This window comes from Paraburkholderia sp. D15, assembly GCF_029910215.1.
GTDB lineage: Bacteria > Pseudomonadota > Gammaproteobacteria > Burkholderiales > Burkholderiaceae > Paraburkholderia.
Genome location: NZ_CP110396.1, coordinates 1006927 through 1030227 on the forward strand (window position 1 = coordinate 1006927; position 23301 = coordinate 1030227).

General features: G+C 64.2%; 20 protein-coding genes. 9 read left to right on the forward strand and 11 right to left on the reverse strand.

All coding sequences use genetic code 11. From position 1 onward, the window contains the following. Positions 1-6: 6 nt before the first annotated feature. Both LFL96_RS24305 and LFL96_RS24310 read right to left on the reverse strand, forming a co-directional pair. Positions 7-1041 (reverse strand): Rieske 2Fe-2S domain-containing protein, encoded by a 1035-nt coding sequence (locus tag LFL96_RS24305; protein ID WP_281003248.1) that lies wholly within the window; start codon positions 1039-1041, stop codon positions 7-9. Beyond that, positions 1004-2149: a Rieske 2Fe-2S domain-containing protein gene (locus LFL96_RS24310; RefSeq protein ID WP_281003249.1), complete on the reverse strand. Its 1146-nt coding sequence runs from the start codon at positions 2147-2149 to the stop codon at positions 1004-1006. The genes LFL96_RS24305 and LFL96_RS24310 overlap by 38 nt, the downstream gene beginning before the upstream one ends. 113 nt (positions 2150-2262) lie before the next feature. Here LFL96_RS24310 and LFL96_RS24315 point away from each other — a divergent pair, with 113 nt between their 5' ends. After that, the gene (locus tag LFL96_RS24315) at positions 2263-3153 is read left to right on the forward strand and encodes a LysR family transcriptional regulator (protein ID WP_281003250.1); all 891 of its coding nucleotides are present in this window, start codon (positions 2263-2265) and stop codon (positions 3151-3153) included. Between the two features lie 110 nt (positions 3154-3263). Here LFL96_RS24315 and LFL96_RS24320 read toward each other — a convergent pair whose 3' ends face one another. From LFL96_RS24320 to prpC, 4 genes are all read right to left on the reverse strand, one after another. Beyond that, complete coding sequence (locus LFL96_RS24320; RefSeq protein ID WP_281003251.1) at positions 3264-3587, reverse strand: YdhR family protein; 324 nt, start codon at positions 3585-3587, stop codon at positions 3264-3266. A gap of 74 nt (positions 3588-3661) precedes the next feature. Next, positions 3662-4849, reverse strand: coding sequence for a 2-methylaconitate cis-trans isomerase PrpF (gene prpF / locus LFL96_RS24325; protein WP_281003252.1), 1188 nt, complete (start codon positions 4847-4849; stop codon positions 3662-3664). 14 nt (positions 4850-4863) lie between these two features. Next, on the reverse strand, positions 4864-7461 hold the full coding sequence (gene acnD, locus LFL96_RS24330) for a Fe/S-dependent 2-methylisocitrate dehydratase AcnD (RefSeq protein WP_281003253.1): 2598 nt from the start codon (positions 7459-7461) through the stop codon (positions 4864-4866). A gap of 370 nt (positions 7462-7831) precedes the next feature. After that, positions 7832-9001, reverse strand: coding sequence for a 2-methylcitrate synthase (gene prpC, locus LFL96_RS24335; RefSeq protein WP_281003254.1), 1170 nt, complete (start codon positions 8999-9001; stop codon positions 7832-7834). A gap of 232 nt (positions 9002-9233) precedes the next feature. Between prpC and prpR the strand changes: the two genes are divergently transcribed. The 5 genes from prpR to LFL96_RS24360 all read left to right on the forward strand — a co-directional run bounded on the left by prpR (position 9234) and on the right by LFL96_RS24360 (position 15534). Next, positions 9234-11240: a propionate catabolism operon regulatory protein PrpR gene (gene prpR, locus LFL96_RS24340; protein WP_281003255.1), complete on the forward strand. Its 2007-nt coding sequence runs from the start codon at positions 9234-9236 to the stop codon at positions 11238-11240. Positions 11241-11422: 182 nt separating this feature from the next. Then, positions 11423-12505 carry a tartrate dehydrogenase gene (locus LFL96_RS24345; protein ID WP_281003256.1) on the forward strand — a complete coding sequence of 361 codons (1083 nt, stop codon included), beginning with the start codon at positions 11423-11425 and terminating at the stop codon, positions 12503-12505. Positions 12506-12556: 51 nt separating this feature from the next. Next, entirely contained in the window at positions 12557-13546 is a 990-nt protein-coding gene (locus LFL96_RS24350; protein WP_281003257.1) for a M14 family metallopeptidase, read from the forward strand. A gap of 71 nt (positions 13547-13617) precedes the next feature. Then, the gene (locus LFL96_RS24355) at positions 13618-14976 is read left to right on the forward strand and encodes an MFS transporter (RefSeq protein ID WP_281003258.1); all 1359 of its coding nucleotides are present in this window, start codon (positions 13618-13620) and stop codon (positions 14974-14976) included. 225 nt (positions 14977-15201) lie between these two features. Further along, a complete protein-coding gene (locus LFL96_RS24360; protein ID WP_281003259.1) occupies positions 15202-15534 on the forward strand; it encodes a hypothetical protein in 333 nt (110 codons plus the stop codon). Between the two features lie 16 nt (positions 15535-15550). On the opposite strand, the gene LFL96_RS24365 is transcribed toward LFL96_RS24360, so the two are convergent. Continuing rightward, positions 15551-16261, reverse strand: a complete 711-nt coding sequence (locus tag LFL96_RS24365; protein ID WP_281003260.1) for a hypothetical protein — start codon at positions 16259-16261, stop codon at positions 15551-15553. 160 nt (positions 16262-16421) lie between these two features. Between LFL96_RS24365 and LFL96_RS24370 the strand changes: the two genes are divergently transcribed. Next, entirely contained in the window at positions 16422-16832 is a 411-nt protein-coding gene (locus LFL96_RS24370; RefSeq protein ID WP_281003261.1) for a hypothetical protein, read from the forward strand. A 66-nt stretch (positions 16833-16898) separates the two neighbouring features. Here LFL96_RS24370 and LFL96_RS24375 read toward each other — a convergent pair whose 3' ends face one another. The 4 genes from LFL96_RS24375 to LFL96_RS24390 all read right to left on the reverse strand — a co-directional run bounded on the left by LFL96_RS24375 (position 16899) and on the right by LFL96_RS24390 (position 21477). Continuing rightward, entirely contained in the window at positions 16899-17753 is an 855-nt protein-coding gene (locus tag LFL96_RS24375; protein WP_281003262.1) for an AraC family transcriptional regulator, read from the reverse strand. A 23-nt stretch (positions 17754-17776) separates the two neighbouring features. Then, on the reverse strand, positions 17777-18490 hold the full coding sequence (locus LFL96_RS24380) for an alanyl-tRNA editing protein (protein ID WP_281003263.1): 714 nt from the start codon (positions 18488-18490) through the stop codon (positions 17777-17779). 165 nt (positions 18491-18655) lie between these two features. Beyond that, a complete protein-coding gene (locus LFL96_RS24385; protein WP_281003264.1) occupies positions 18656-20611 on the reverse strand; it encodes a hypothetical protein in 1956 nt (651 codons plus the stop codon). Between the two features lie 119 nt (positions 20612-20730). After that, on the reverse strand, positions 20731-21477 hold the full coding sequence (locus LFL96_RS24390) for a hypothetical protein (RefSeq protein WP_281003265.1): 747 nt from the start codon (positions 21475-21477) through the stop codon (positions 20731-20733). A gap of 464 nt (positions 21478-21941) precedes the next feature. Here LFL96_RS24390 and LFL96_RS24395 point away from each other — a divergent pair, with 464 nt between their 5' ends. Further along, positions 21942-22391, forward strand: coding sequence for an HrpB1 family type III secretion system apparatus protein (locus LFL96_RS24395; protein ID WP_281003266.1), 450 nt, complete (start codon positions 21942-21944; stop codon positions 22389-22391). Positions 22392-22534: 143 nt separating this feature from the next. Continuing rightward, positions 22535-23218: a DUF3455 domain-containing protein gene (locus LFL96_RS24400; protein WP_281003267.1), complete on the forward strand. Its 684-nt coding sequence runs from the start codon at positions 22535-22537 to the stop codon at positions 23216-23218. The last annotated feature ends 83 nt before the right edge of the window (positions 23219-23301 follow it).

A 23301-nucleotide genomic window follows, 5' to 3' on the forward strand; every position in this document is an offset into this window, starting at 1 on the left:
CGCTTTCTATCGATCACCATCCGACTGCACGAGATCGGCCGCTTCAAAGAACTGCCGATACCACTGCCGCAATTGAATGAGCGGACCGTCTCCATCGCACAGTAGCGGTACCGGGCGATAGATCTTCTTTTGCCAGATCACCACGTCCTGATCGAAAGCGTCGTGAGCGAAACGTGCGTACTCGCGCGCAATATCATCGGTATCCGGCAGCGTGGGGTCGCGGTGGATCTTGATGCCATAGCAGACATCCACATATTCCGTATCGACCGGGGTATGGATGTTGACTTGCGTACTTGCGTAAGTCCCGCTCATCGTGACGTGCTGCACACCCGGCCCAAAGTAGGTCGCGCGGGTCAGCAATGTATCGCCAAGCGTGGCGTGACCGCCGATGACTGACGTTTGCGACGCCACGTGACCATCGAAGTCGACCGTGATCTCCTCGATCGGCGAGCCGTGCACATAGGTGAAATGCGGCGCATCGACCAGATTTTCGATGATCTCCTTACCTTGGGTTCGGACTCGCCAGCGCTTGAAATACCAACGGGTCCAGTTCTCGCTATCGTTCATCGTTTCGTCTGTCGGCACGTCCCACGTCGGAGCGCCCCCTTCCGGATCGAACCATAGATGCACGATCTGATTGATCTCGCGCACCAGGTAAGGTCGCAGCGCGCCTTGTTGGGCCTTCAGCGGAATGCGCTTCGCGTACGGGACTTCCACGCATTGCCCGGACTGCGAAAATTTCCACGCGTGAAAAGGACACACGATCGTGTTGCCATCGCATTTCCCATCGCCGAGATGGGCGCCCAGATGCGGACAAAACGCGTCGAGAATCGCCACCTCGCCATTCTCGCCGCGAAACGCGACAAGTTCCTTGTCGAAATAGCGCAGCGATTTGACTTGCCCGACCTGAAGCTCGTCCGAAAAGAGAACACCGAACCAGCCGCGCGGATACTTGCCTGCGAAAAAATCATCGGACATCTTCGTTACTCCCATTCTTGCTGGATCAGGACGCCGCCGCAGTCGCCTTTCGATGCTCGTCATACGAGCGGACAATACCGATAGGCGGGTTCTTCTTCAGGTCGTAGTTGTGCGCATCCAATAGCCACTGTTCGGTATCGTCACGCTGGCGGGTCACGAATACACGCTTCTCGTTGACCGACTGCGGCACTTGATCCCGATCCAGGTAGTACTGGTTGTACCAGTCGCGCAGTTGATAGACGGGGCCATCGCCATCGCAGAGAATCGGGTTGTCGACGCGCTTTTTGCCGTCCCAGATGCGCAGATCCTGGAAGAAGGTTTCCTGACCGTTGGCAATGTACGCTGCTATGAGTTTCTGATTCTCGGAGAAAGAAAGGCCGGGTACAGCTCGCACTTTCATGCCGAAGTGCATCATGAACTTCTCTTGATGGATGGGTACACTGCCAATCATCATGATGCATTCGAGGCGGTGCCCCCACATCTCGGCATCCATTTCCGCAATGACGTAAGACGGCCCATGGTAAAAAGCAATGCTGCGCAAACTGTCGCCCGTTCCGATCAGTTGATTACCACCCGTCAGCATCTGGCAGTAGGTATGTCCTTCCGCGACATTGATAAAACTGCTCACCGGCGAACCGTGAACGGGCTCGAAGTGATAAACGTCGGCAAGATTGTCGATCAACTCGCGGCAGTTGGTATTGGCGGGACGGCTGATGACAACCCAATCCGACCAGCCCTCTTCGTTACAGCAACGATGGGGAGGAATGCGTTGCTCCTCGATCGGCGGGAGTTCTTCGTGGTCATGCCAAATGAATAGGAGTTCATTCTCGACCATCGTTTGCCATTCGCGAATGCGAGCCTTTTGCGGAATACGCGATGCATAGGGGATATGTTGGCATTGGCCACCCTCACCCCATTGCCACGAATGAAACGGGCATTCCAGCGTGTTTCCCTTCACTGTGCCGAGCGCGAGGTCCGCGCCCATATGCGGACAATAGCCGTCGAACACGCGGACTTTACCGTCGTCGCCGCGGTAGGCCACGAGTTTTGTCCCGAATGCTTCAAGGCTCGCGATTTCGCCTTTTTTAATTTCCCGTTCCAGGCCAAAGCAATGCCATCCGCGCGCGTAACGCGTCGGCATTCTTGAAATAATCTTTGCGTATGCGATCATGCTGCTGTCTCCAGTTTTTATGGACGTGATCTATCTTTATCGAAAAATCTATCGACATGGTTTAAAGACGAGGCCAGTATAGAGACGCGTTTCATCACTGAAAATGAGTTTGTTTGCACACCGTCGTGCAAATTTGCACACCACAAAAAATGATAGATTGGGACGACCTGCGATATTTTCTGGCTGTAGTGCAATCGGGCTCTTACCAGGCCGCCAGTAAGAAACTCGGTGTGGACAGAACCACGGTCAGCCGCCGCGTCGATGCACTGGAAAAGAGTGTGGGGGCCAAGCTATTCACCCAGATCGACAAGGAGTATCACCAGACGGAGGCGGGTCGCGCGGTGCTCGATGTCGCGCAGCGTCTGGATGAGCAGGTCCGCTTATTGAGTGCCCAGTTGAAACGTCCGGAAGGTAGTCTTGAAGGACTGGTTCGTCTGGCTGTGTCCTCTTCGTTTGGCGATGTCTTTATCGCCGAGATCATGGCGTTTCATCACCTTCATCCATTGGTGAACATCGAGGTGAGTAACGTCAGCGATCCGATGAATGCGGTGATTAGCCGCAAAGCCGATCTGGGAATTTGCGTCGCGTACGATCAACCCTCGCGTCTGGACTGCGAATTCGTTGGCAGTCTGGAAGTCGCGGTGTACAAGGCAGCCGGATTGCCGGACGATCACCCTTCGGCACAGGCCTGGGTGGGATGGAGCGAAGACATTCCCAAGTCGTTCGCGGCCTGGATGAATGAATATGCGCCGGAGAATGCGCGAATCAGTACGAGAGTGAACTCATGGGAGTCGCTGAAGAGTGCGGTGCTCTCCGGAGCGGGAATCGCGCCTTTGTGGTGTCTACTGGCAGAACGCGAACCGGGGTTGAGTCGCGTATCGGAAAAGGCGCCGGGGCACTACATCGGTTTATGGCTGACGTCGCTGGATGGCCTCAAACGTGATGCCTCTCAGCAGGCGCTTTGGCGCTTTCTGTTGCAGCGCATTCGGCAGATGCTTGTTTGAGGGTGTAGATCTGCCGGCGTCCACAAAGCAAGTCGCACGTCGCAGCGTGCAAACGCGCTATCCCCGTCCACTCAGATCCCCCGGCAACCGTCCGACTCTTCAACATCCATTCACCGCGACTCGCCGATGACTTCGTATTTGTTCTGAGTCGCATCGACATGAATGAGCGCGTCGAGCACTCTGATCACGGGAGGATGACCATAGATCTTCTCGACCATCGCCTTGTATTGGTCGTCGTGCCAGCGCGCGGCCGCTTCGCGCGTGCGCCAGATGTACACGCCGCCGCCTTCGTGCGTGGCCGCGTCGTAGTAGTAATACTTCTGGATCAGATCCGGGTTGTGCGCCCACTTTACCGCGGTGCTTAAGTAGCGCTCCATTAACGTCTGGTGATCGACGTCCGGTGTAAGTTTGAAGAAGATGATTTCGGTGATCATGACGGCGCCTCGTTCGTGAATAGATATATCGGCTAATCCATCCGAACACTACACCATCTTCTTCACATCGCCTCTTAACCAACCGGCGGCACGCGCACCCATCCTTCCATCAACACACGCGCGCTGCGGCTCATGATCGCCTTCGTGACCGTCCACTCGCCGTCGCGCTCGCGTGCCTCGGCGCCCACGCGCAACGTCCCCGACGGATGCCCGAACCGCACCGCCTCGCGCTCGCCGCCGCCGGCAGCCAGGTTCACCAGCGTGCCGGAAATCGCCGCGGCCGTGCCGATTGCAACTGCTGCCGTGCCCATCATCGCGTGATGCAGCTTGCCCATCGACATCGCGCGCACGAGCAGATCGACGTCTTTCGCGGCCACCGGCTTGCCGCTCGACGCGACGTAATCCGCCGGCTTCGCGACGAACGCCACCTTCGGCGTATGCTGCCGCGTCGCGATCTCGTCGAGCTGTTTGATCAGGCCCATGCGCAACGCGCCGTGCGCGCGGATCGTCTCGAACATCGCGAGGGCTTTTTCATCGCTATTGATCGCGTCCTGCAACTCCGTGCCCTTGTAACCGATCGCTTCTGCTTCGATAAAAATGGTCGGAATGCCGGCATTGATCATGGTGGCCTTCAGCGTGCCGACGCCGGGCACGTCGAGGTCGTCCACCAGATTGCCGGTCGGGAACATCGAACCGCCACCGCCCTCTTCTTCCGCGGCCGGGTCCATGAATTCGAGCTGGACTTCCGCCGCCGGAAACGTCACGCCGTCGAGTTCGAAATCGCCGGTTTCCTGCACCACGCCATTCGTGATGGGCACGTGACCGATGATCGTCTTGCCGATATTGGCCTGCCAGATGCGCACGGTCGCCACGCCGTCGCGCGGAATCCGGCCTGGGTCGACGAGTCCCGCGCCGATCGCAAACGGTCCCACCGCGGCGGAAAGATTGCCGCAATTGCCGCTCCAGTCGACGAACGCCTTATCGATCGACACCTGCCCGAACAGGTAATCCACGTCGTGATCGGGCCGCGTGCTTCTGGCGATGATCACCGTCTTGCTCGTGCTCGACGTCGCGCCGCCCATGCCGTCGATCTGCTTGCCATACGGATCGGGACTGCCGATCACGCGCATCAGCAACGCGTCGCGCGCGGCGCCGGGCACCTGCGCGGCCTCGGGCAGATCCTGCAGACGAAAGAACACGCCCTTGCTGGTACCGCCGCGCATGTAAGTCGCCGGGATCTTGATCTGAGGGGAGTGAGTCATGACAGTATCCTTTTTCAGGCCGCGGCCTTCGACGATTCCAGAAAATCCTGCGCGAAGCGTTGCAGCACGCCGCCGGCTTCGTAGATGGACACCTCTTCGGCGGTATCGAGCCGGCACGTCACCGGCACCTCGACACGCTCGCCGTCGCGGCGCTGAATCACCAGGATCAAATCCGCACGCGGCTTACGTTCGCCGATCACATCGAAGGTTTCCGTTCCGTCGATACCGAGCGTCAGCCGGTTCACGCCCGGCTTGAACTCCAGCGGCAACACGCCCATGCCGACGAGGTTCGTGCGGTGAATCCGCTCGAAGCCCTCGGCCACGATCGCTTCCGCGCCGGCCAGACGCACACCCTTGGCCGCCCAGTCGCGCGACGACCCCTGACCATAGTCGGCCCCGGCGATCACGATCAGCGGCTGCTTGCGCTCCATGTACGTTTCGATCGCTTCCCACATCCGCGTGACCTTGCCTTCCGGCTCGATACGCGCGAGCGAACCCGCCTTGACCTTGCCGTCCTCGATCACCATTTCGTTCTTCAACGTCGGGTTCGCGAAGGTCGCGCGTTGCGCGGTCAGGTGATCGCCTCGATGCGTCGCGTACGAATTGAAGTCCTCTTCCGGCAAGCCCATTTTCGCGAGGTATTCGCCCGACGCGCTGTCCGGCAGAATCGCATTCGACGGCGACAGGTGATCGGTCGTGATGTTGTCGCCCAGCACGGCGAGCGCACGCATGCCCTTCAACGTGCGCTCGCCGGCCAGCGCGCCTTCCCAATACGGTGGGCGCCGGATGTACGTGCTCATCGGCCGCCAGTCGTACAGCGGATTCGCCTGCTCGCCGCTGTCCACCGAGACCGCGAACATCGGCTCGTACACCTTGCGGAATTGCTCGGGCTTCACGCTCGCGGCGACGATCGCGTCGATCTCCGCATCGCTCGGCCAGATGTCCTTCAGCGTGACGGCGTGACCATCGGCATCGATACCCAGCACGTCCTTCTCGATGTCGAAGCGGATCGTGCCCGCGATCGCATACGCTACCACCAGCGGCGGCGATGCGAGAAACGCCTGCTTCGCGTACGGATGAATGCGGCCGTCGAAGTTGCGGTTGCCCGACAGCACGGCGGTCGCATACAGATCGCGATCCACCACCTCTTTCTGAATGACTGGGTCCAGCGCGCCCGACATGCCGTTGCACGACGTGCACGCATACGCGACCACGCCGAAGCCGAGCTGCTCCAGTTCCGGCAGCAAGCCGGCCTCTTCGAGATACAACGTCACCGCCTTCGATCCCGGCGCCAGCGACGTTTTCGCCCACGGCTTGCGCGTCAGGCCGCGCCGGTTCGCGTTGCGTGCCAGCAGACCGGCGGCGATCATGTTGCGCGGATTGTTGGTGTTCGTGCAGCTCGTGATCGCGGCGATGATCACCGCGCCGTCCGGCATCAGACCCGGCTCGTTCTCGACCTTGCCGCTGATGCCGCGCGCCGCCAGATCCGCGACCGGCAAACGGCGATGCGGGTTCGACGGACCGGCCAGCGTGCGGACCACCGTCGACAGATCGAAGCTGAGCACGCGTTCGTACTCGGCCTGCTTCAGGCTGTCGGCCCACAGCCCCGTTTCCTTCGCATACGTCTCCACCAGTTTGACGAGTTCGTCGTCGCGGCCGGTCAGCTTCAGATATTTGATGGTCTGTTCGTCGATATAGAACATCGCGGCGGTCGCGCCGAATTCGGGCGCCATGTTGGCGATGGTCGCGCGATCGCCGAGCGTCAGACTCGCGGTGCCGGCGCCGTAGAACTCCAGGTACGCGCCGACCACTTTTTCCTTGCGCAGGAATTCCGTCAGCGAGAGCACCACGTCGGTCGCCGTGATGCCTTCGGCGGCCTTGCCCGTCAGTTCGACGCCGACGATATCCGGCAAGCGCATGTACGACGCGCGGCCGAGCATCACGCTCTCCGCTTCGAGCCCGCCCACGCCGATCGCGATCACGCCGAGCGCGTCGACCATCGGCGTGTGCGAATCGGTGCCGACCAGCGTATCGGGAAACGCGACGCCGTCTTTCACCTGCACGACCGGGCTCATCCGTTCGAGATTGATCTGATGCAGGATGCCGTTGCCCGGCGGAATCACGTCGACGTTCTTGAACGCGCGCTTGGTCCAGTTGATGAAATCGAAGCGGTCTTCGTTGCGACGGTCTTCGATCGCGCGATTCTTCGCGAACGCGTCCGGATCGAAACCGCCGCATTCGACGGCCAGGGAATGGTCCACCACGAGCTGCGTCGGCACGACCGGGTTGACCATCGCGGGATCGCCGCCTTGTGCGGCGATGGCATCGCGCAGACCGGCGAGATCGACCAGCGCGGTCTGACCGAGAATGTCGTGACACACCACGCGCGCGGGAAACCACGGAAAATCCAGCTCGCGTTTGCGTTCGATGATCTGTTTCAGCGACGCGTCCAGCGTCTCCGGATCGCAGCGCCGCACGAGGTTTTCGGCCAGCACGCGCGAGGTGTACGGCAGGCTGTCGTAAGCGCCGGGCTGGATCGCATCGACCGCGCCGCGCGTGTCGAAGAAGTCCAGCTGGGTACCGGGAAGGCGTTTGCGGTTGGCAGTATTCATGGCGTAGGGACGAACAGTAATGATCCGGGGACGACGGCGTGTGCCGGTCGCCATCCGCCGATCCTTGTTTTAGCGACGATTGGCGACGCCGGACCGGTCGGACAGTGTGTGTAGTTTAGCTCGCTGGAGCGGGCAAGCCGGCTGCTGGCCACGTGTTTCGCGGCGCGGCATGCCGCTGCAAAAAACGACCTTGGCTCGGGGTTCCGACGAGCCAAGGCCAAACTTCATTGCATCGCGCTCAAGAGACGCAATGGAGGAGAAAACCCGACTGCTTCGACGCTGAAGCGCCGAAGCGCCGAAGCGTCCAACGGCAAGATCGAATCGCTTGCGACTCGCCTGTGACTCGCTTATGACTCGCTTGCAAAGCGACTCACACGCGCTTCGCGAGCGGCACGAACGGCAGATCGTCCGGACCCGTGTAATTCGCGCTCGGACGAATGATCTTGTTGTCGATGCGCTGCTCGATGATGTGCGCGCTCCAGCCGGCCGTGCGGGCAATCACGAACAGCGGCGTGAACATCGCCGTCGGCACGCCCATCATGTGATACGACACCGCGCTGAACCAGTCCAGATTCGGGAACATCTTCTTCGCTTCCCACATCACCGACTCCAGCCGCTCGGCGATGCTGAACAGCCTGGTGTTGCCCGCTTCCTTCGAAAGCTTCTTCGCGATCTCCTTGATGACCTTGTTGCGCGGGTCCGAGATCGTGTACACCGGGTGACCGAAACCGATCACCACTTCCTTGTTCTCCACTCGCCTGCGGATGTCCGCCTCGGCCTCGTCCGGCGTCTGGTAGCGCGACTGGATCTCGAACGCGACCTCGTTCGCGCCGCCGTGCTTCGGGCCGCGCAGCGCGCCGATCGCGCCGGTGATCGCCGAATAGATGTCCGAGCCCGTGCCCGCGATCACGCGGCCCGTGAAGGTCGACGCGTTGAATTCGTGCTCGGCGTACAGATTCAGTGACACGTGCATCGCGTCGACCCACGATTTCGACGGCTCCACACCGTGCAGCAGATGCAGGAAATGGCCGCCGATCGAATCGTCGTCGGTTTCCACCTCGATGCGCTTGCCGTTGTGCGAGTAGTGATACCAGTAGAGCAGCATCGAGCCGAGCGAGGCCATCAGCTTGTCGGCGATGTCGCGTGCGCCCGGCAGGTTGTGGTCGTCCTTCTCCGGCAGCACGGTGCCGAGCACCGAGACGCCGGTGCGCATCACGTCCATCGGGTGCGCGGCGGCGGGAATCCATTCGAGCGCGGCTTTGACGTTCGCGGGCAGGCCACGCATGCCCTTGAGTCTGGTCTTGTAAGCGGTGAGTTCGGCCTGCGTCGGCAGTTTCTCGTGGACCAGCAGATAGGCGATCTCCTCGAATTCGCACGCGCCGGCGATGTCGAGAATGTCGTAGCCGCGGTAATGCAGATCGTTGCCGGTCTTGCCGACCGTGCACAGCGCGGTGTTGCCCGCGGTCACGCCCGACAGGGCGACCGACTTCTTCGGCTTGAATGCGCCTGCGGCCGGCGTGGTGTTATCTGCTTCGCTCATGAGTTCGTCTCCAGATGCATGGGGGGCGTTGTGTTCGATCGCCGCTTGAAACGCAAAGAATGGGCCAGCTTGACTACGTCACGCTAAGTGTCTGATTTGACGGGGAAACCGCTGCCGCTAGCGCGTCGCCGCGAATTTCACAAATGAAACTGAAATTTCACAAACGGAATTCCCGGCGCATAATAGGCGCACTCTTTAGCCGCACTCTTCGAATCCCCACGAGCCGTCCATCTTGAGCACACCGCTTTTCGAACCGGGCCAGCGTCCCCGCATCTGGGCGCTCAGCATCAGCCGTCTGCGCGATCTGTTTTTCGACATCGCCGGCGAGTATGTGGAACGCGCGGATCTGCGCATCGTGTCGCACGGTTTCGAAGACGCGGTCCGCGAAATCGAAGCCGCCGGCGCGAATCGTCCCGACGTCGTGATCGCGGGCGGTTCGAACGGCGCGTATCTGAAGACGCGCGTGTCCGTGCCCGTCGTGCAGATCAGTCCGACCGGTTTCGACGTGATGCACGCGCTGTCCCGCGCGCGGCGCGACGGCGCGAAGGTCGCGCTCGTCACACACGGCGATGCGCCGGACGAAGTGCGGCGCTTCGTGATCGCGTATGCGCTCGACGTCACGCTCGCGTCGTACCAGTCCGCGCAGGATGCCGAGAGCGTGGTGCTCGATCTGCGCGATCGCGGCATCGACATGCTGGTCGGTCCAGGTCTCGTCACCGATCTCGCGGCGAATGCCGGCATGGGCGCGGTGTTTCTCTACTCGCGCGCGTCGATCCGCGCGGCCTTCGACACCGCGCTCGAAGTCGCGCAAGCCACGCGGCGCGAAACGGTGCGTCGTCAGCGGCTGGACAATCTGCTGCAGCATCTGCGCGACGGCGTCGTCGCGCTCGACGCGCAAGGCCGCGTCGAAGCGATGAATCAACGTCTCGCCACACTGCTCGGCGTCGATGCCGCACGCGCGGTCGGCCGCGCCCTGCTCGAGCTCGCGCCCGATCTCGCGGGCAGCCTGCCCGACGCGGACGGCGACGCGTTCTGCACGGTACGCGGCGCGAGCTACGTCGTGCATCGCGGACCGCTCGCGAGCGGCGGTGCCGCGGCGGGCGCCGTGCTGACGTTTCAGGAATCGCGCGCGGTCGAACGCCTCGACCGGACCTTGCGTGCGCGGCAACGCGTGCAGCAGTTCAGCGCGCGTTACCGGCTCGACGATATCGTCGGCGCGTCCGCTTCGATCGAACGGGTGCGTACCCTGGTGCGGCGTTACGCGCGTTCCGATGCGACCGTGTTGATCCTCGGCGAAAGCGGCACCGGCAAGGAAATGGTCGCGCAGAGCATGCATCAGTTGAGCGCGCGGCGCGATTTCGCGTTCGTCGCAATCAATTGCGGCGCGTTTCCCGAGGCGCTGCTGGAAAGCGAGCTGTTCGGTTACGAAGAAGGCGCGTTCACCGGCGCACGCAAGGGCGGCAAGGCGGGGCTGATCGAAGTCGCGCATCGCGGCACCTTGTTTCTCGATGAAATCGGTGAAATGCCGCTGTCATTGCAAAGCCGGCTGCTGCGCGTATTGCAGGAGCGCGAGGTGGTTCGGCTCGGATCGACCGAGCCGACGCGGGTCGATATCCGCGTGGTCGCGGCGACGCATCGCGCGTTGACCGAGGGTATCGAGGCGGGGCGCTTTCGCGCGGATCTGTATTACCGGCTCAACATTCTGAGCATCGCGCTGCCGGCGCTGCGCGAACGCGCGAGCGACCTGTTGCCGCTCGCGGTCGAACTGCTGTTGCAGGCCGCGTCGCGCGAACCGAGGCTCGCCGCGCGTTTGCCGGATGCCGCCGCCGCCGAGCGCGTGCTCGCGGGTTGGGCGGAACCGCTGCGCCGCTACGCGTGGCCCGGCAACGTGCGGGAACTGCAAAACGTGATCGAACGGCTGGCGGTGGAACTCGCCGATGCCGATACGGACAGGGACGCGGACACGATGACCCTGAGCGACGGCGCGAACGATGCCGCCGTGTCGCGCGAAATACTGCGCAGCGTCGCGCCCGAAATCATGATGCAAGCACCGGCGCAACCGCCCACGACACCTCGCGCAAAGCAGGCCGCGCTGACGCTGCGCGAACGCAGCCGTCACGTGGAAGCCGACGAAATCCGCGCCGCCCTTGCCGCGCACGACGGCGATCGCGACGCGGTGTGCGCGGCGCTCGGCATCAGCAAGACGACGCTGTGGCGCAAGTTGAATGCGGGGCGGTAAGGCGCCGCGATGCATGTGGAAGCGTGTTTTGGTGAATTCGGCGCGTTACTGAAGCCGACCATTCGCACCCGGCAGGACTAGAATCGACCGGAACGAAAAACCTCACAGCCCCGAACGAGGGCAGAACGAGGACAGAGCGAAGGTCGAAAGAAGCTCGAACGCCCCACCCAAGGAGCAGCACCATGTCGAAGAAATATCGGATCGCGATCATTCCCGGCGACGGCATCGGCGTCGAAGTCATGCCCGAGGCGTTGCGCGTGCTGGACGTCGTGAAGGCCCGCTTCGGACTCGAACTCGACTACCAGCACATCGAATGGGCGAGCTGCGCGTATTACGAAAAGCACGGCAAGATGATGCCGGACGACTGGAAGACGCAACTGCAATCCGTCGACGCGATTCTGTTCGGCGCGGTCGGCTGGCCCGACACCGTGCCGGATCATATTTCGCTGTGGGGTTCGCTGCTGAAATTCCGCCGCGAGTTCGATCAGTACATCAACCTGCGCCCCGCGCGTCTGTTCGCGGGTGTGCCCTCGCCGCTCGCGGGACGCAAGGCCGGCGATATCGACTTCTGGATCGTGCGTGAGAACACGGAAGGCGAATATTCGTCGGTAGGCGGTGTAATGTTCGAGGGCACCGAGCGCGAATTCGTGCTGCAGGAATCGGTGTTCACGCGGCACGGCAGCGAGCGCGTGCTGAAGTTCGCGTTCGATCTCGCGCAGCGCCGCGAGCGCAAGAAGATCACGGTCGCCACCAAGAGCAACGGTATCGCGATCAGCATGCCGTGGTGGGACAAAGTCGCGGCCGGCATCGCCGCGCAGTACCCGGACGTGACGTGGGACAAGCAGCATATCGACATTCTCTGCGCGCGCTTCGTGCTCAACCCCGACCGCTTCGACGTGGTGGTGGCCACCAATCTGTTCGGCGACATCCTGTCCGATCTCGGGCCGGCCTGCACCGGCACGATCGGCCTCGCGCCGTCGGCCAACATGAATCCCGACCGCAAGTTTCCGTCGCTGTTCGAGCCGGTGCATGGCTCGGCGCCGGATATTGCCGGCAGGAATATCGCCAATCCGATCGCGATGATCTGGTCGGCCGCGATGATGCTCGACTTCCTCGGCAATCACACCGGCAAGGAGCGCGACGCGCACGACGCGATTCTCGCGGCCATCGAGGCGACCCTCGTACAAGGTCCGCATACCGGCGATCTCGGCGGCCGCGCGACCACCACGGAAGTCGGCGAAGCCATCGCGGCGAAACTCGGCTGAGACCAAACCCCACCCGGCTGAGGCCGCCCCACATCACCAGGACACGTCAGCATGAGCACCTCCGCCTATCCCATCGAAGTCCACTTCCCCGATATTTCCGTTCACCGGCAATCGGCGTCCGGCATCGACTACGTGCACACGTTCGACTCCGGCGCGCCCGGCCCTCACGTGATGATCAACGCGCTCACGCACGGCAACGAAGTGTGCGGCGCGATCGTGGTCGATGAACTGCTGAAGCGCGCGCTGCGGCCCAGGCGCGGACGTCTCACGCTGAGCTTCGCGAACGTCGCGGCTTATCGAAGCTTCGATCCCGCGAAACCCGACGCCGCGCGCTTCGTCGATCAGGACTTCAACCGCGTGTGGACCGCCGCGACGCTCGACGACGCCGCTCGCACGTCCAGCGAACTCGTGCGCGCACGCGAGATGCGTCCGGTCGTCGACAGCGTCGATCTGCTGCTCGACCTGCATTCGATGCACGAAAAAAGCAAACCGCTGATCGTCGCGGGACCGCTGGCCAAGGGCAGCGAACTGGCGACGCAACTCGGCACGCCCGCCACGGTGATCTGCGACGAAGGTCATCCGGAAGGCCGGCGCATGCGCGACTACGAGGGCTTCGGCGATCCGTCGAGCCCGAAGAACGCGTTGCTGATCGAATGCGGACAGCACTGGGAACGTAGCGCAGTCGACGTGGCGCGCGACACCACCGCGCGCTTCCTGCTGCTGGCCGGCGTAGTCGACGCAACGGATCTTCCCGGCGATTGGATCGCACCGCTCCCGGCCACGCAACACATCGTGCGCGTGACGCAACCGGTGGTCGCGACCAGCATGGACTTCCGCTTCGCGTCGGCGTACACCGGCCTGGAGATTCTCGACAACGCCGGCACGGTGATCGGCTGGTCGAACGGCGAACCGGTGGTCACGCCGTACGACGACTGCATGCTCGTCATGCCGTCGCTGCGTCAACTGCGGCCGGGCGTGACAGTCGTGCGGCTCGGCAAGGTCGAGCGGACCGTCACGCGCAAAGACACGCCGGCCGACTAGATCGGTCGCACGATTAAAAAATCGCTCGTCACGTCGCGAGCCTTTTCGTATTCCGCTGAGAGGAGACACTCATGAATCGCGGTAGCGCTGTGGACGTTCAAACCTTCATCAACGAGCATCCGTTCTCGCCGTTCCAGTGGCTCGTGTTTTTCATGTGCTTCGTGATCGTGCTGCTGGACGGTTTCGATACGGCCGCGATCGGTTTCATCGCGCCGTCGCTGATTGCCGAATGGGGCATCACGAAGCCCGCGCTCGCGCCGGTGCTGAGCGCGGCGCTGTTCGGTCTCGCGTGCGGCGCGCTCGTGTCGGGACCGCTCTCCGACCGCCTCGGGCGTCGTTCGATGCTGCTCGGCTCCGTGTCGCTGTTTGGCTTCGCGTGTCTCGCGTCGGCGTTCTCCGGCAACATCGAACAGCTGACCGCGCTGCGTTTCGTGACCGGCGTCGGACTCGGCGCGGCCATGCCGAACGCCGTGACCATGATGGGTGAATACTGCCCGGACCGGCGCCGCGCGACGCTGATCAATCTGATGTTCTGCGGCTTTCCGCTTGGCGCCGCGTTCGGCGGGTTTCTCGCCGCGTGGATGATTCCGCATGCCGGCTGGCGCAGCGTGCTGCTGCTCGGCGGCATCACGCCGCTGCTGCTGCTCGTGCTGCTGTTCGTGAAGCTGCCGGAGTCGGTGCGTTACATGGTCGCGAACGGCGCGCGAGCGGAGCGCATTCGTGCCGCGCTCGCGCGCATTTCGGCCGATGCCACCGAGGCGCCATCGTTCACGATGACCGAAAGCGCGCCGCAAACCGGCGGCAAGGGCATGGGCGTGGTGCTGTCGCGGGCGTACATCGCCGGATCGGTGATGCTGTGGGTCGCGTACTTCATGGGCCTCGTGATCTTCTACGCGTCGATCAACTGGATGCCGATCCTGCTGAAGGACGCCGGCCTCACCCCGCAACGCGCGACGCTGATCGCCGCGCTGTTTCCGCTCGGCGGTGTAGGCGCGGTGCTGTGCGGCGTGCTGATGGACCGCTTCAACGCGAACCGGATCATCGCCGCGTGCTACGCGTTGACGGCGGTCAGCGTGTACCTGATCGGCCAGGCGGTGGGCAACGTCGGCGCGCTGGTGGTGATCGTGTTCGTCGCGGGCGTGCTGATGAACACCGCGCAATCGTCGATGCCCGCGCTCGCCGCCGCGTTCTATCCGACCGAGGGACGCGGCACGGGCGTCGCGTGGATGCTGGGCATCGGCCGCTTCGGCGGAATCGCGGGCTCGTTCCTCGTCGCGGAACTCGCGCGCCGCCATGTCTCGTTCGGCGGCATCTTCGCGATGATCGCGGTGGCCGGTTTGATCGCGTGTGTAGCGTTGCTGATCAAGCAGGCGGCGCGGCCTTATGTCGCGACGCCGGCGGCGGCGAAGGCGGAATCGTTCGGGCATTGACGAACCCGAATGCGTGCAACGCGGTCCATTCCGTGAGGCCTGGCGATGCGTGGCGAGCGCCGACACCTGCCCGCCACAATTCAACCAGAACCGGCCGATACGCGGCCGCAAAAAACGTCGCGCGTCACTTCCCGATACACTACGCGGTTCTTTATTCGTCCGGCCGCCGCGAAAGCCGATGCCATCGCGGGCACGCCGGACTCATCCAATGACAGGATTCAGGTCATGAAACGCGTAGTGGTAGGCGCGCTGCTGGCAGCGGCGTGCGTGATCGGGACGGCGACGCCAGCCGTCGCGCAAACGGTCAGCAATCAATGTTTCGCGCTCGGCGATATCGCCGCCCAGGTCGCGTCGTGGCGCGCGCACAAGAAGACCAAAGCCCAGGCGCTCGATCAGACCGCCAAATACTATGCGGATGCGTCCGACCGTCAGGCCGTCGACGCGATCATCGAAAAGATCTACGCGCCGGACGCGCCGCGTATGACGCCGGATCAGGCGAGCATGGCGTTCACGTCGGAGTGCGTGGACCGGCAAAAAGCGCAGACGCCCAAACAGTAGCGCTGTCTTCGAGCGCCTACTTCATCCGCAACGACTGCCCTGCCACCCGCACGTTCGATTCGACACCCGGCAGCGACAGCAAACGCCTCAACACATCGCTGTCCGGGCCCACGGTCGAAAAACCTTGTCCCGACGCAAAGCCGAAATCCCACACGATGACGCTGCGTCCGTTGGGATCGCCATTCATCCGGATGCTGTTCAGCGACGCGAGCGGATACACGCGCTCGTGCAGATCGAACAGATCGCGCACGTAGATGTCCGTCTGCGTGACGATTTCATAGCGGCGCAGGCACGGCACGCTGAGCAACAGGAACACCGCCGTGACGATCGCGAGCCGCTTGACGAAACCCGCAACCGAAAGCGGCGGCGTGCGCGCGCGTTTCTTCCGCTGCTGTGTGGACGAGGCACGCGCCGCCTTCCGGTCAGCGCCGATGAACGACAGACTCATCGTCAGAAACGTCACCCACCACAGCGTGATTAGCGGACCCAAGGGCATGTCCAGCAGCGGGATCGAAAAGATGCCGATGAAGCTCGCCGGAAAATCCCACAGGCCCACGTTCGACGTGAACCCCAGATTGCGATACGTGCCGGGCGCATGCGGAATCAGCGTCGCCGTGGCCAGATGCTTGAGCCCGACGAGCACCGGCCAACACAACAGCGCCGCGCAAAACCAGCCGAGTACCACGACGGCGAAACAGACGACGAGGGAGACGTTCTTTTTTATCATGAGAGTCTGGAAGAAATAGCGCACGTCCGGCCGGCGCAAGGTTGCAACCGCAACTTTCCCTGCGGCGGATGCGCGTGCATGATAGCAACGATGTCCGGCGCAGCACGACGAACCGCGCTGTCACGACCTTTCCCCTCATCCCGCAGGAACTCTCTCCGTTATGGCGGACTATTTGAACGCGGCAGCCCTGCTTGCCCTCGCACGCGAAGCCGAAGCAAAACAGGAAGCAGGCGCGCCGACACCTTGTTCGTGCACGAAAACGCCGCTGGACGGCTGGCAATCGCAACCGCTATCGCTCGACGAAACGCAATTCGATGAAATCGGCACGCTGCTGCCGGAAGACGACCCGGAGCCGACCTTCAGCGAGCATTTGCCGGGCGACACGAATTACTGGTCGGCGGATGCGCCGGTCGCCCCGCGCTACTTTCCGTACAACCGCTGTACGGTCTGGCGATGCGCGTCGTGCGCACGGCTTTATCTGCGTTACACGGAAGGCGGCGGGTATTTTGTCGATCGCCGGATACGCGCGTTGCGGGCGGCGTTGATCGAGGACGTGCCACTGCCGGCGTGAACCTTACTGGCGACGTGAGCGGCACGAACCGCACACGCGCCACGACGGCACGACTGCACGACGCATTCAATGCCCCGGCTTCAACGCCGCATACGTCCCGGGTGTGATGCCGTACGCGCGCTTGAACAGCCGGTTCAAGTGGCTCTGATCGTAGAAGCCGACGGCCGCGGCGGCGCTCGCCGCGTTGTGTCCCGTCGCGAGCAGGCGTTTCGCGGCGAGCAGCCGCACCTGCGTCGCGTACGCATGCGGCGGCAGACCGAACTCCTTGCAGAACGCGCGCGTCAGGTAATAGCGGCTGAGCCCGGCCAGTTCCGCGAGTTCATCGACTGACATATCGCGCTCGTAATTCGCCTCGATGTACTCGCGCACCTGCGCCATCTTGCGCGCTTCGTGCCGAGCCTCCCCGTATGCCTGCGCGGACTCTCCATAGCGGCCCACCAGCATGCCCATCGCGCCCCACCAGTTCGCCTGACGCTCCATCAGCGAAACGGCATGCGGCTGATCGAGACTCGCATGCGCCTTCACCAGCAAACCGGCCAGATGCGGGTCCTGGTAGAGACCGGGTGGAATCAGCAGCGGACTGTCGCTGCGCGACTCCGGCGAAAACACCGCCGCCAGCGCGCCGATCCCCTGCATGTCGAGATAGATGGCCCGGTAGATCCATTCGCGGCCTTCCCACACTTCGCCGCTGTGATATTCGCCGGGGCCGAACACCAGCACGCTGCCCGGTCCGGCAACCTCGCTGCCGGCGCGCGTGTGACACTGGCCCGCGCCGCTTTCGGTCATCACGATGACAAGTTCGTCGTGCAGGTGGCGGTCGAACTTGTGGTCGCCGTAGCGGGCGGTCGCGAGGCATGCGCCGTCGAGCGCGCCGTCGCGCCAGCAGACCACTTCCGGTTCGCTTTTATCGGATGTTTGCATCGCTCGCCTCTCACTCCAACCCGTCAGACCAGCTCGATTCTGACACGCCGGTTGCGGCGCCCCTTATTTTCGATCTTGCCGATGCGGATCGGCCGCGATTGCGCGGTATTGGACAGATGCGTGCCGCCGCAGGCCTGGCGGTCCAGATCGCCGATCTCGACGATGCGCACGCGGCCATCCGAAGTCGGCGGCGGCGCCACCGAGAGGCTGCGGATCAGCCCCTGGGTCGTGCGCGCCTCGACGGCATCGACGTAGTAGATGCGCACGTCCAGCGCGCGGCGGATCGCTTCGTTGACGGGTTCGTCGAGCGCGCGCAACGCGTCGTTGTCGGCTTCAGGCAGATCGAAATCCATGCGCGCGGTGCCGTCGGCATTGATCTGCGCGCCGGTCACGAGCGCGCCCGCGAAGCGCTGGTACACCAGCGCGTTGAGAATGTGCGTGGCGGTATGAAGCTGCGCGACGGTCGAGCGGCGCGCGGCATCGATCGCCACGTGCACGTCGCCGTGCAATTCCACGGGTTCGTCCAGCAGATGCCAGAGCACGCCGCCTTCGGCCGCGACGCCCGTGATGCGCGCCGTGCCTGCCGCGTGCGTGAGCGTGGCGGCGTCCGACACCTGGCCGCCGCCGCCCGGATGCAGCGCGGAACGCGCCAGCACCACCGCGCCGGGCCGCGTGTCGAGCACCGTCGTGCCGAACTCCAGCAAGTCCGGCTGTTCATGGCAAAGATAGTGCGCCACCTTGAGGTTCCCCCATATAAGGCTGAGTACGGCAAGAATACTCAGCCGCGCGGGGCAACGTCTTGGTTAAAAATGCTCTTTCGCGACGCGAGCGGCGCCGGGAGGCAAACCGCCCGCACTCCCGACGCAACCGCAACGCAACCCCGGCGCAACCCCGGCGCCCCCCTAGCGCCGCTTCATCGCCGAACCGATCGCCGATTCGAGGTTGTCCTCCGGCTTGAGCGCCAGCGTGCGCATGATCGGCTGACGGCTCTTGCCCATCCCCTCCAGCACGTCGGCGCTGGCGGTCTGCGCCAGATGGCCGCCGACCGTCGAGCGCAGGTACGCGAGCGATTCCGTCTTCGACATGCCCAGATCGCGCATCAGCTGGCAGGCCTTCTTCAGATCGGGATTCAAGCCCCCAGCGTCGTGATAGAAGTTTTCCAGCGAGCGCTTGCTGGTCGTTTCGCTCGAACTGTACGCGGTGAAGACGCGTTTCAGATCGTCCTGATCCGTCTCCTTGATCGCGCCCATCACCAGTTCGGTCGCGCGTTTCTTCACGAGGTCGGTCTCTTCCTTCTTGTGCGCGGTCGATTTCTTGTCGTTGATCCGGCTGAAGCCGATCGGCACGAAGCGGCTGATGTTCTGCTGGTTGACCTCGTGGCGCGCGAGCATCGCCTGATCGGCCCACGCCTGTTCGTCCGCCGCGCCGCCGCGGCGCAGCAGCCGCTGGGTCGTGACGTCGGCGATACGCGCCTCTTTCTTGTCGCGGTAGTGCTGCTTGAGCGACACGGCCGCGCCGCGGTTGTTGAGCACGTCGCGGCCCGACAGCAGCGCGCCGCCCGCGATCGCCGCCGGCGCGATGCCGTGCGTGCCCGCGGTGAGCGCCGCCGTCGCGCCCATGCCGACCACCGACATCGCGCCGCTGTACAGGTTCGAGCGCAGCCGCGTGCCGCCGTGCACATCGGCGATGTAGCGGCCCACCAGCACGTCGCGCATCTTGTCGCGATGGCCGTTCGGATCGTTGTCCGCGTCGTGGCTGATGATCGCGTTGACGAGCTGATGGCGCGACTCGAAGTCCTTGCGCTCCGCGACCTGCTCCAGGTTCAGCCGGGGCGCGACGTTTACGCCGCTCAGGTCGCCGCGCGCCGCCGGGTCCTTCAGATTGTTGCGGTAGCGGCTTTCGCGCGAATAGGCCGTCGCGGTGGCGTGCGCGGCGAGCGCGGTATTGACGGTCTCGTGCGTCGCGCTCGCGATGTACGCCGACTGCACGCCCGGCACCTTCCCGCCGACGAGACCGGAGATCGCGCCGTTCGCGGGCTTCGTCTTGTTGGTGAGGTTGATCAGCGCGGTGTCGTTGTCGGTGCGGGTCCAGCGGCCGATCTTGCGCAGCCCCTTGCCGAACGTCGACACCTCGGGGACGATGCGGCCGAGCGCTTCGCCGTGCGGACGCGGCGGCGGTGGCGGGTTCTGCGCGACCACGGGGGGGTGGCCGCCGGTGGGCGGTACGCCGCCCGGCGCGGTCTGGATCTCCTCGAAACGCACGTGCCTCACAGTGTCCGTCGCGGTGGCCGGTACGGTGGTGGTCGCGTTCGAGACCGGCTGACGGCCCGAGCCGCTCGCCACCGCATTCGTGCGCGAGGTGCCCGACGTGCCCGAGGTGCCCGAGGTGCCCGAGGTCGATGCGCCCGGCACCGGCTTGCGCGGCACCTTGAAGGCCGGCGGCGGATTCCCGCTCGTGCCGTCGTTCAACGCGTTACCGTTCGAACGGCCTTGCAGCGCGAGCGCGGGGTCGCGCGGTGGCTCGGCCAACCGCGCTAACTTCGCCGAGCCGTCGGTGCGAGCCGTATCGACGGTCGGCGCCGTCTGTTGCAGCGACGGCACCGGCTTGCGCGCCACCTTGAACTGCTTCGCGCCCTCGAGGCCGCCGCCCGTGCTGCTGGACGACGCGGCATTCGTCTGCGCGCGATTCTGCGTGAGCGTGGCGAGCCCGGACAGCATCGGCTGCTTGCCGGATTCGTCCAGCGCCTTGCCTTTTCCCTTGTCCTTGCCGACGTCCCGAAGCTCGAACGACTCGCCGTCCTGCGCGTTCCGAAGTTGAACCTGAGCGGCATTGCTCGACTGGGTGTCGTTGGTCCTCAAGACAGTCTCCTTCCGTGCGGTCCACACGGTTGAACATACGGTTCGGCGAACGGCGCGCGGCCGGCGCGAAGGCGCCGGTGCCGCGCGAACCGCGTGTCGATTCAGACGGTACGTCCCGTTCAGAAATCGTTCTTCTGATTCAGGTCGCCTGCGCTGACCGTCACTTGCGACGACGAGAAGTTGACGTTGCCGCCATCGCCTTCCGTGCCGCGCGTGCCGTTCTGCGCCTCGATGATTGCGCCGGCCAGGCCGCCCTTGCCGCCGGTTTCGAGACGCTGGATTTCCTTCGTCGCGCCCGAGTTCAGCGACACCGAACCGTCCTTGTTGATCTGGCCGACCGAATTGCCGCTGCCGTTGTACAGCGTGCCGTTCGAGTCCGCCTGCAGATGCAGCGCTTCGCCGCCGGCCTTCGTGTTCAGCTTCACGTCGTGCAGACCCTGCCCCTGGCCCGAGCCGTTGCCGAAGCCGCCGGCACCGCCCACGCCACCCGCGCCGCCGCCGAAGCCGCCCGCGCCACCCAGGCCGCCCGCGCCGCCGCCGCCGAAGTTGCCCGCGCCACCGGCACCGCCGCCGCTGCCGCCGCCCGAGCCGCCTTGTTGCAGCGCCTGCAAGTCCTGCATCAGTTGCTGAATGGCGCTCATGTCGCCGCCACCGCCCGTCGTGTTCGCGCCGGTCGCGCCGCCGCTGCCGCCGCCACCGTTGTTACCGCCGGTGGCGCCCTGTCCGCCGTTCAGAAGCTGCTCGATGTCCTGCAACACCTTCGCGATGGCCTGGCCGCCGCCACCGCCGATTCCGCTGCTTTCCGGCGAGAAGTTCGAAACGCCACTGGATGAATTCAGGAACGCTGAAGTAATCGAATTGCTCATGCTGTTGTGCTCCCGCTGAGGAAGAGTTGAGTTCGATAAGGAATCGGCCGCGCGAAACGGGCGCGGCCCAATTCATCGCACAGACTAGGAGCGTGCGCGTGCAAAGCGGGGAGTCGATGCGAAGCCGCGTCGCGCGAGCCGAACCCGTCGCGCGACAAAATCCGCCGCGCGTGAAACCGCGCGGCGACATCGCGCGAGGTTCGTCTGCACGCTCAACGCTTCGCGCAGGCGAGCCGCCGGGCGTGTGGCATCGCGGACAATCCGGAGGCCATCGCGAGGAGCGGCGACGTCCCCGACGTTCGTGACAGACGTGACAGACGTGACGGTCGTGACGTGCGTGACGTCCGCCCCATTCGCGACATGCTCGACGTCACGCATGCGCGGCATGCGGCAACGCGTGTCCGCGTCGCTGCTCGCCGGCCGAATCCATACGCGATGTTCACCACGCCTTCGGAGCCAACATCATGTCGAACCCATCCGTCGTATCGAATGTCCTGCTGACGATGTTTTCCTGGGGCGTGCGTTGCGGTGCGCGAGCCGAGCTCGAAGATATGTTGCAGGCGCTGCGCGTGTTGCAACCGCACGGTCCGCTCGGCGATATCTGCGAGGCGCGGCTGGAGATCGGCTCGGCCAACTGGCTGGCGGCCTCGCAGGTGCTGCGGCAGATCGACGAACGCGGCGAAGGCAGTCCGATCGTCTGGGCCTTGCAGAGCTGGTGTCTGTACACGCTCGACGACATCGAATGGCAGCGCTGCGCGCACGACGTGCTGGCGAGCGGCAACGACACGGCGACGGCGATCGTCGACCGCTTCCTCGCTCCCGCCGACGATGGCGCGCACCTCGGCTACCGTAGCGACGACATGCGCGCGCGGGTCGCCGAGGCGTTGAGTTCGAACCGGGCGTTGACTGCATGACGGCACGCACCTCGCGCCTGTCGTGCTTGTTGCGTTTGTTACGCTTGTTGCGCCTGCCGCGCTTACCAGGCTCGCCACGCCTGCCTGGCCTGTCACGCTCGCCACATCTGCCACGCACCTTGCGCGCGCCACGCCCCTCCCGCTTGCCAAACGGCAGCGACGCGTCCCATGCGCGCCTCCCCGCGGCGACGCGCGCGGCATTCGTCACGCTCACCGCCCTGACACTCGCCGCCTGCACGACACCCTATAGCCCGCCCACCGACACCGACCTGCCGCTCACCCTGCGCGCCGGTCCGAACCAGCATCTCGATCAGGTGCTGAGCGCGCACGGCCAGACCCTCTACGAATGCCGCCGCGACGGCGGCGCGCGCGCATGGACCCGCGAAGGCGACCTCGCCACGCTGGTCGATCCGCAACGCCGCAGCGTCGGCACGGTCGCACCGGGCGGCTATTTCACGGCCTACGACAACAGCTACGTCGTCACGCGCGCCGACGCGTTCGCGCAGGTCACGGCCGGCACGCTGGTCTGGGCGAGACTGGTCGCGCGGCAACAGCCCGGCAGCGTGATGCGCGAAGGCCGCTTCGCACGCACCTCGATGATCCAGCAGGTCGACACGACCGGCGGCCTGCCGCCCGACCCGCTCTGCGACCGCGAAGGCGGCACGCTGCTGGTTCCGTTCAGCGCGACCTATCTGATCTACAGCCAGCGCCTCGACGCGCCGGCGTCCTCTTCCGCGCATACGACAGGCCGCACGCGCGCCACTCAGACGCCGTGGGGTGGCTTCCCGCACCCGGCAAATGGCGCCGCGCCGCTTCCGAACGACTGACCGATCCTCAAACAAAGTCAGTTTTCGCCTTACGCTCTGTAAATTTCCCGCCAAAGCCTTGCGGCACAAGGCTTGCGGAAGCG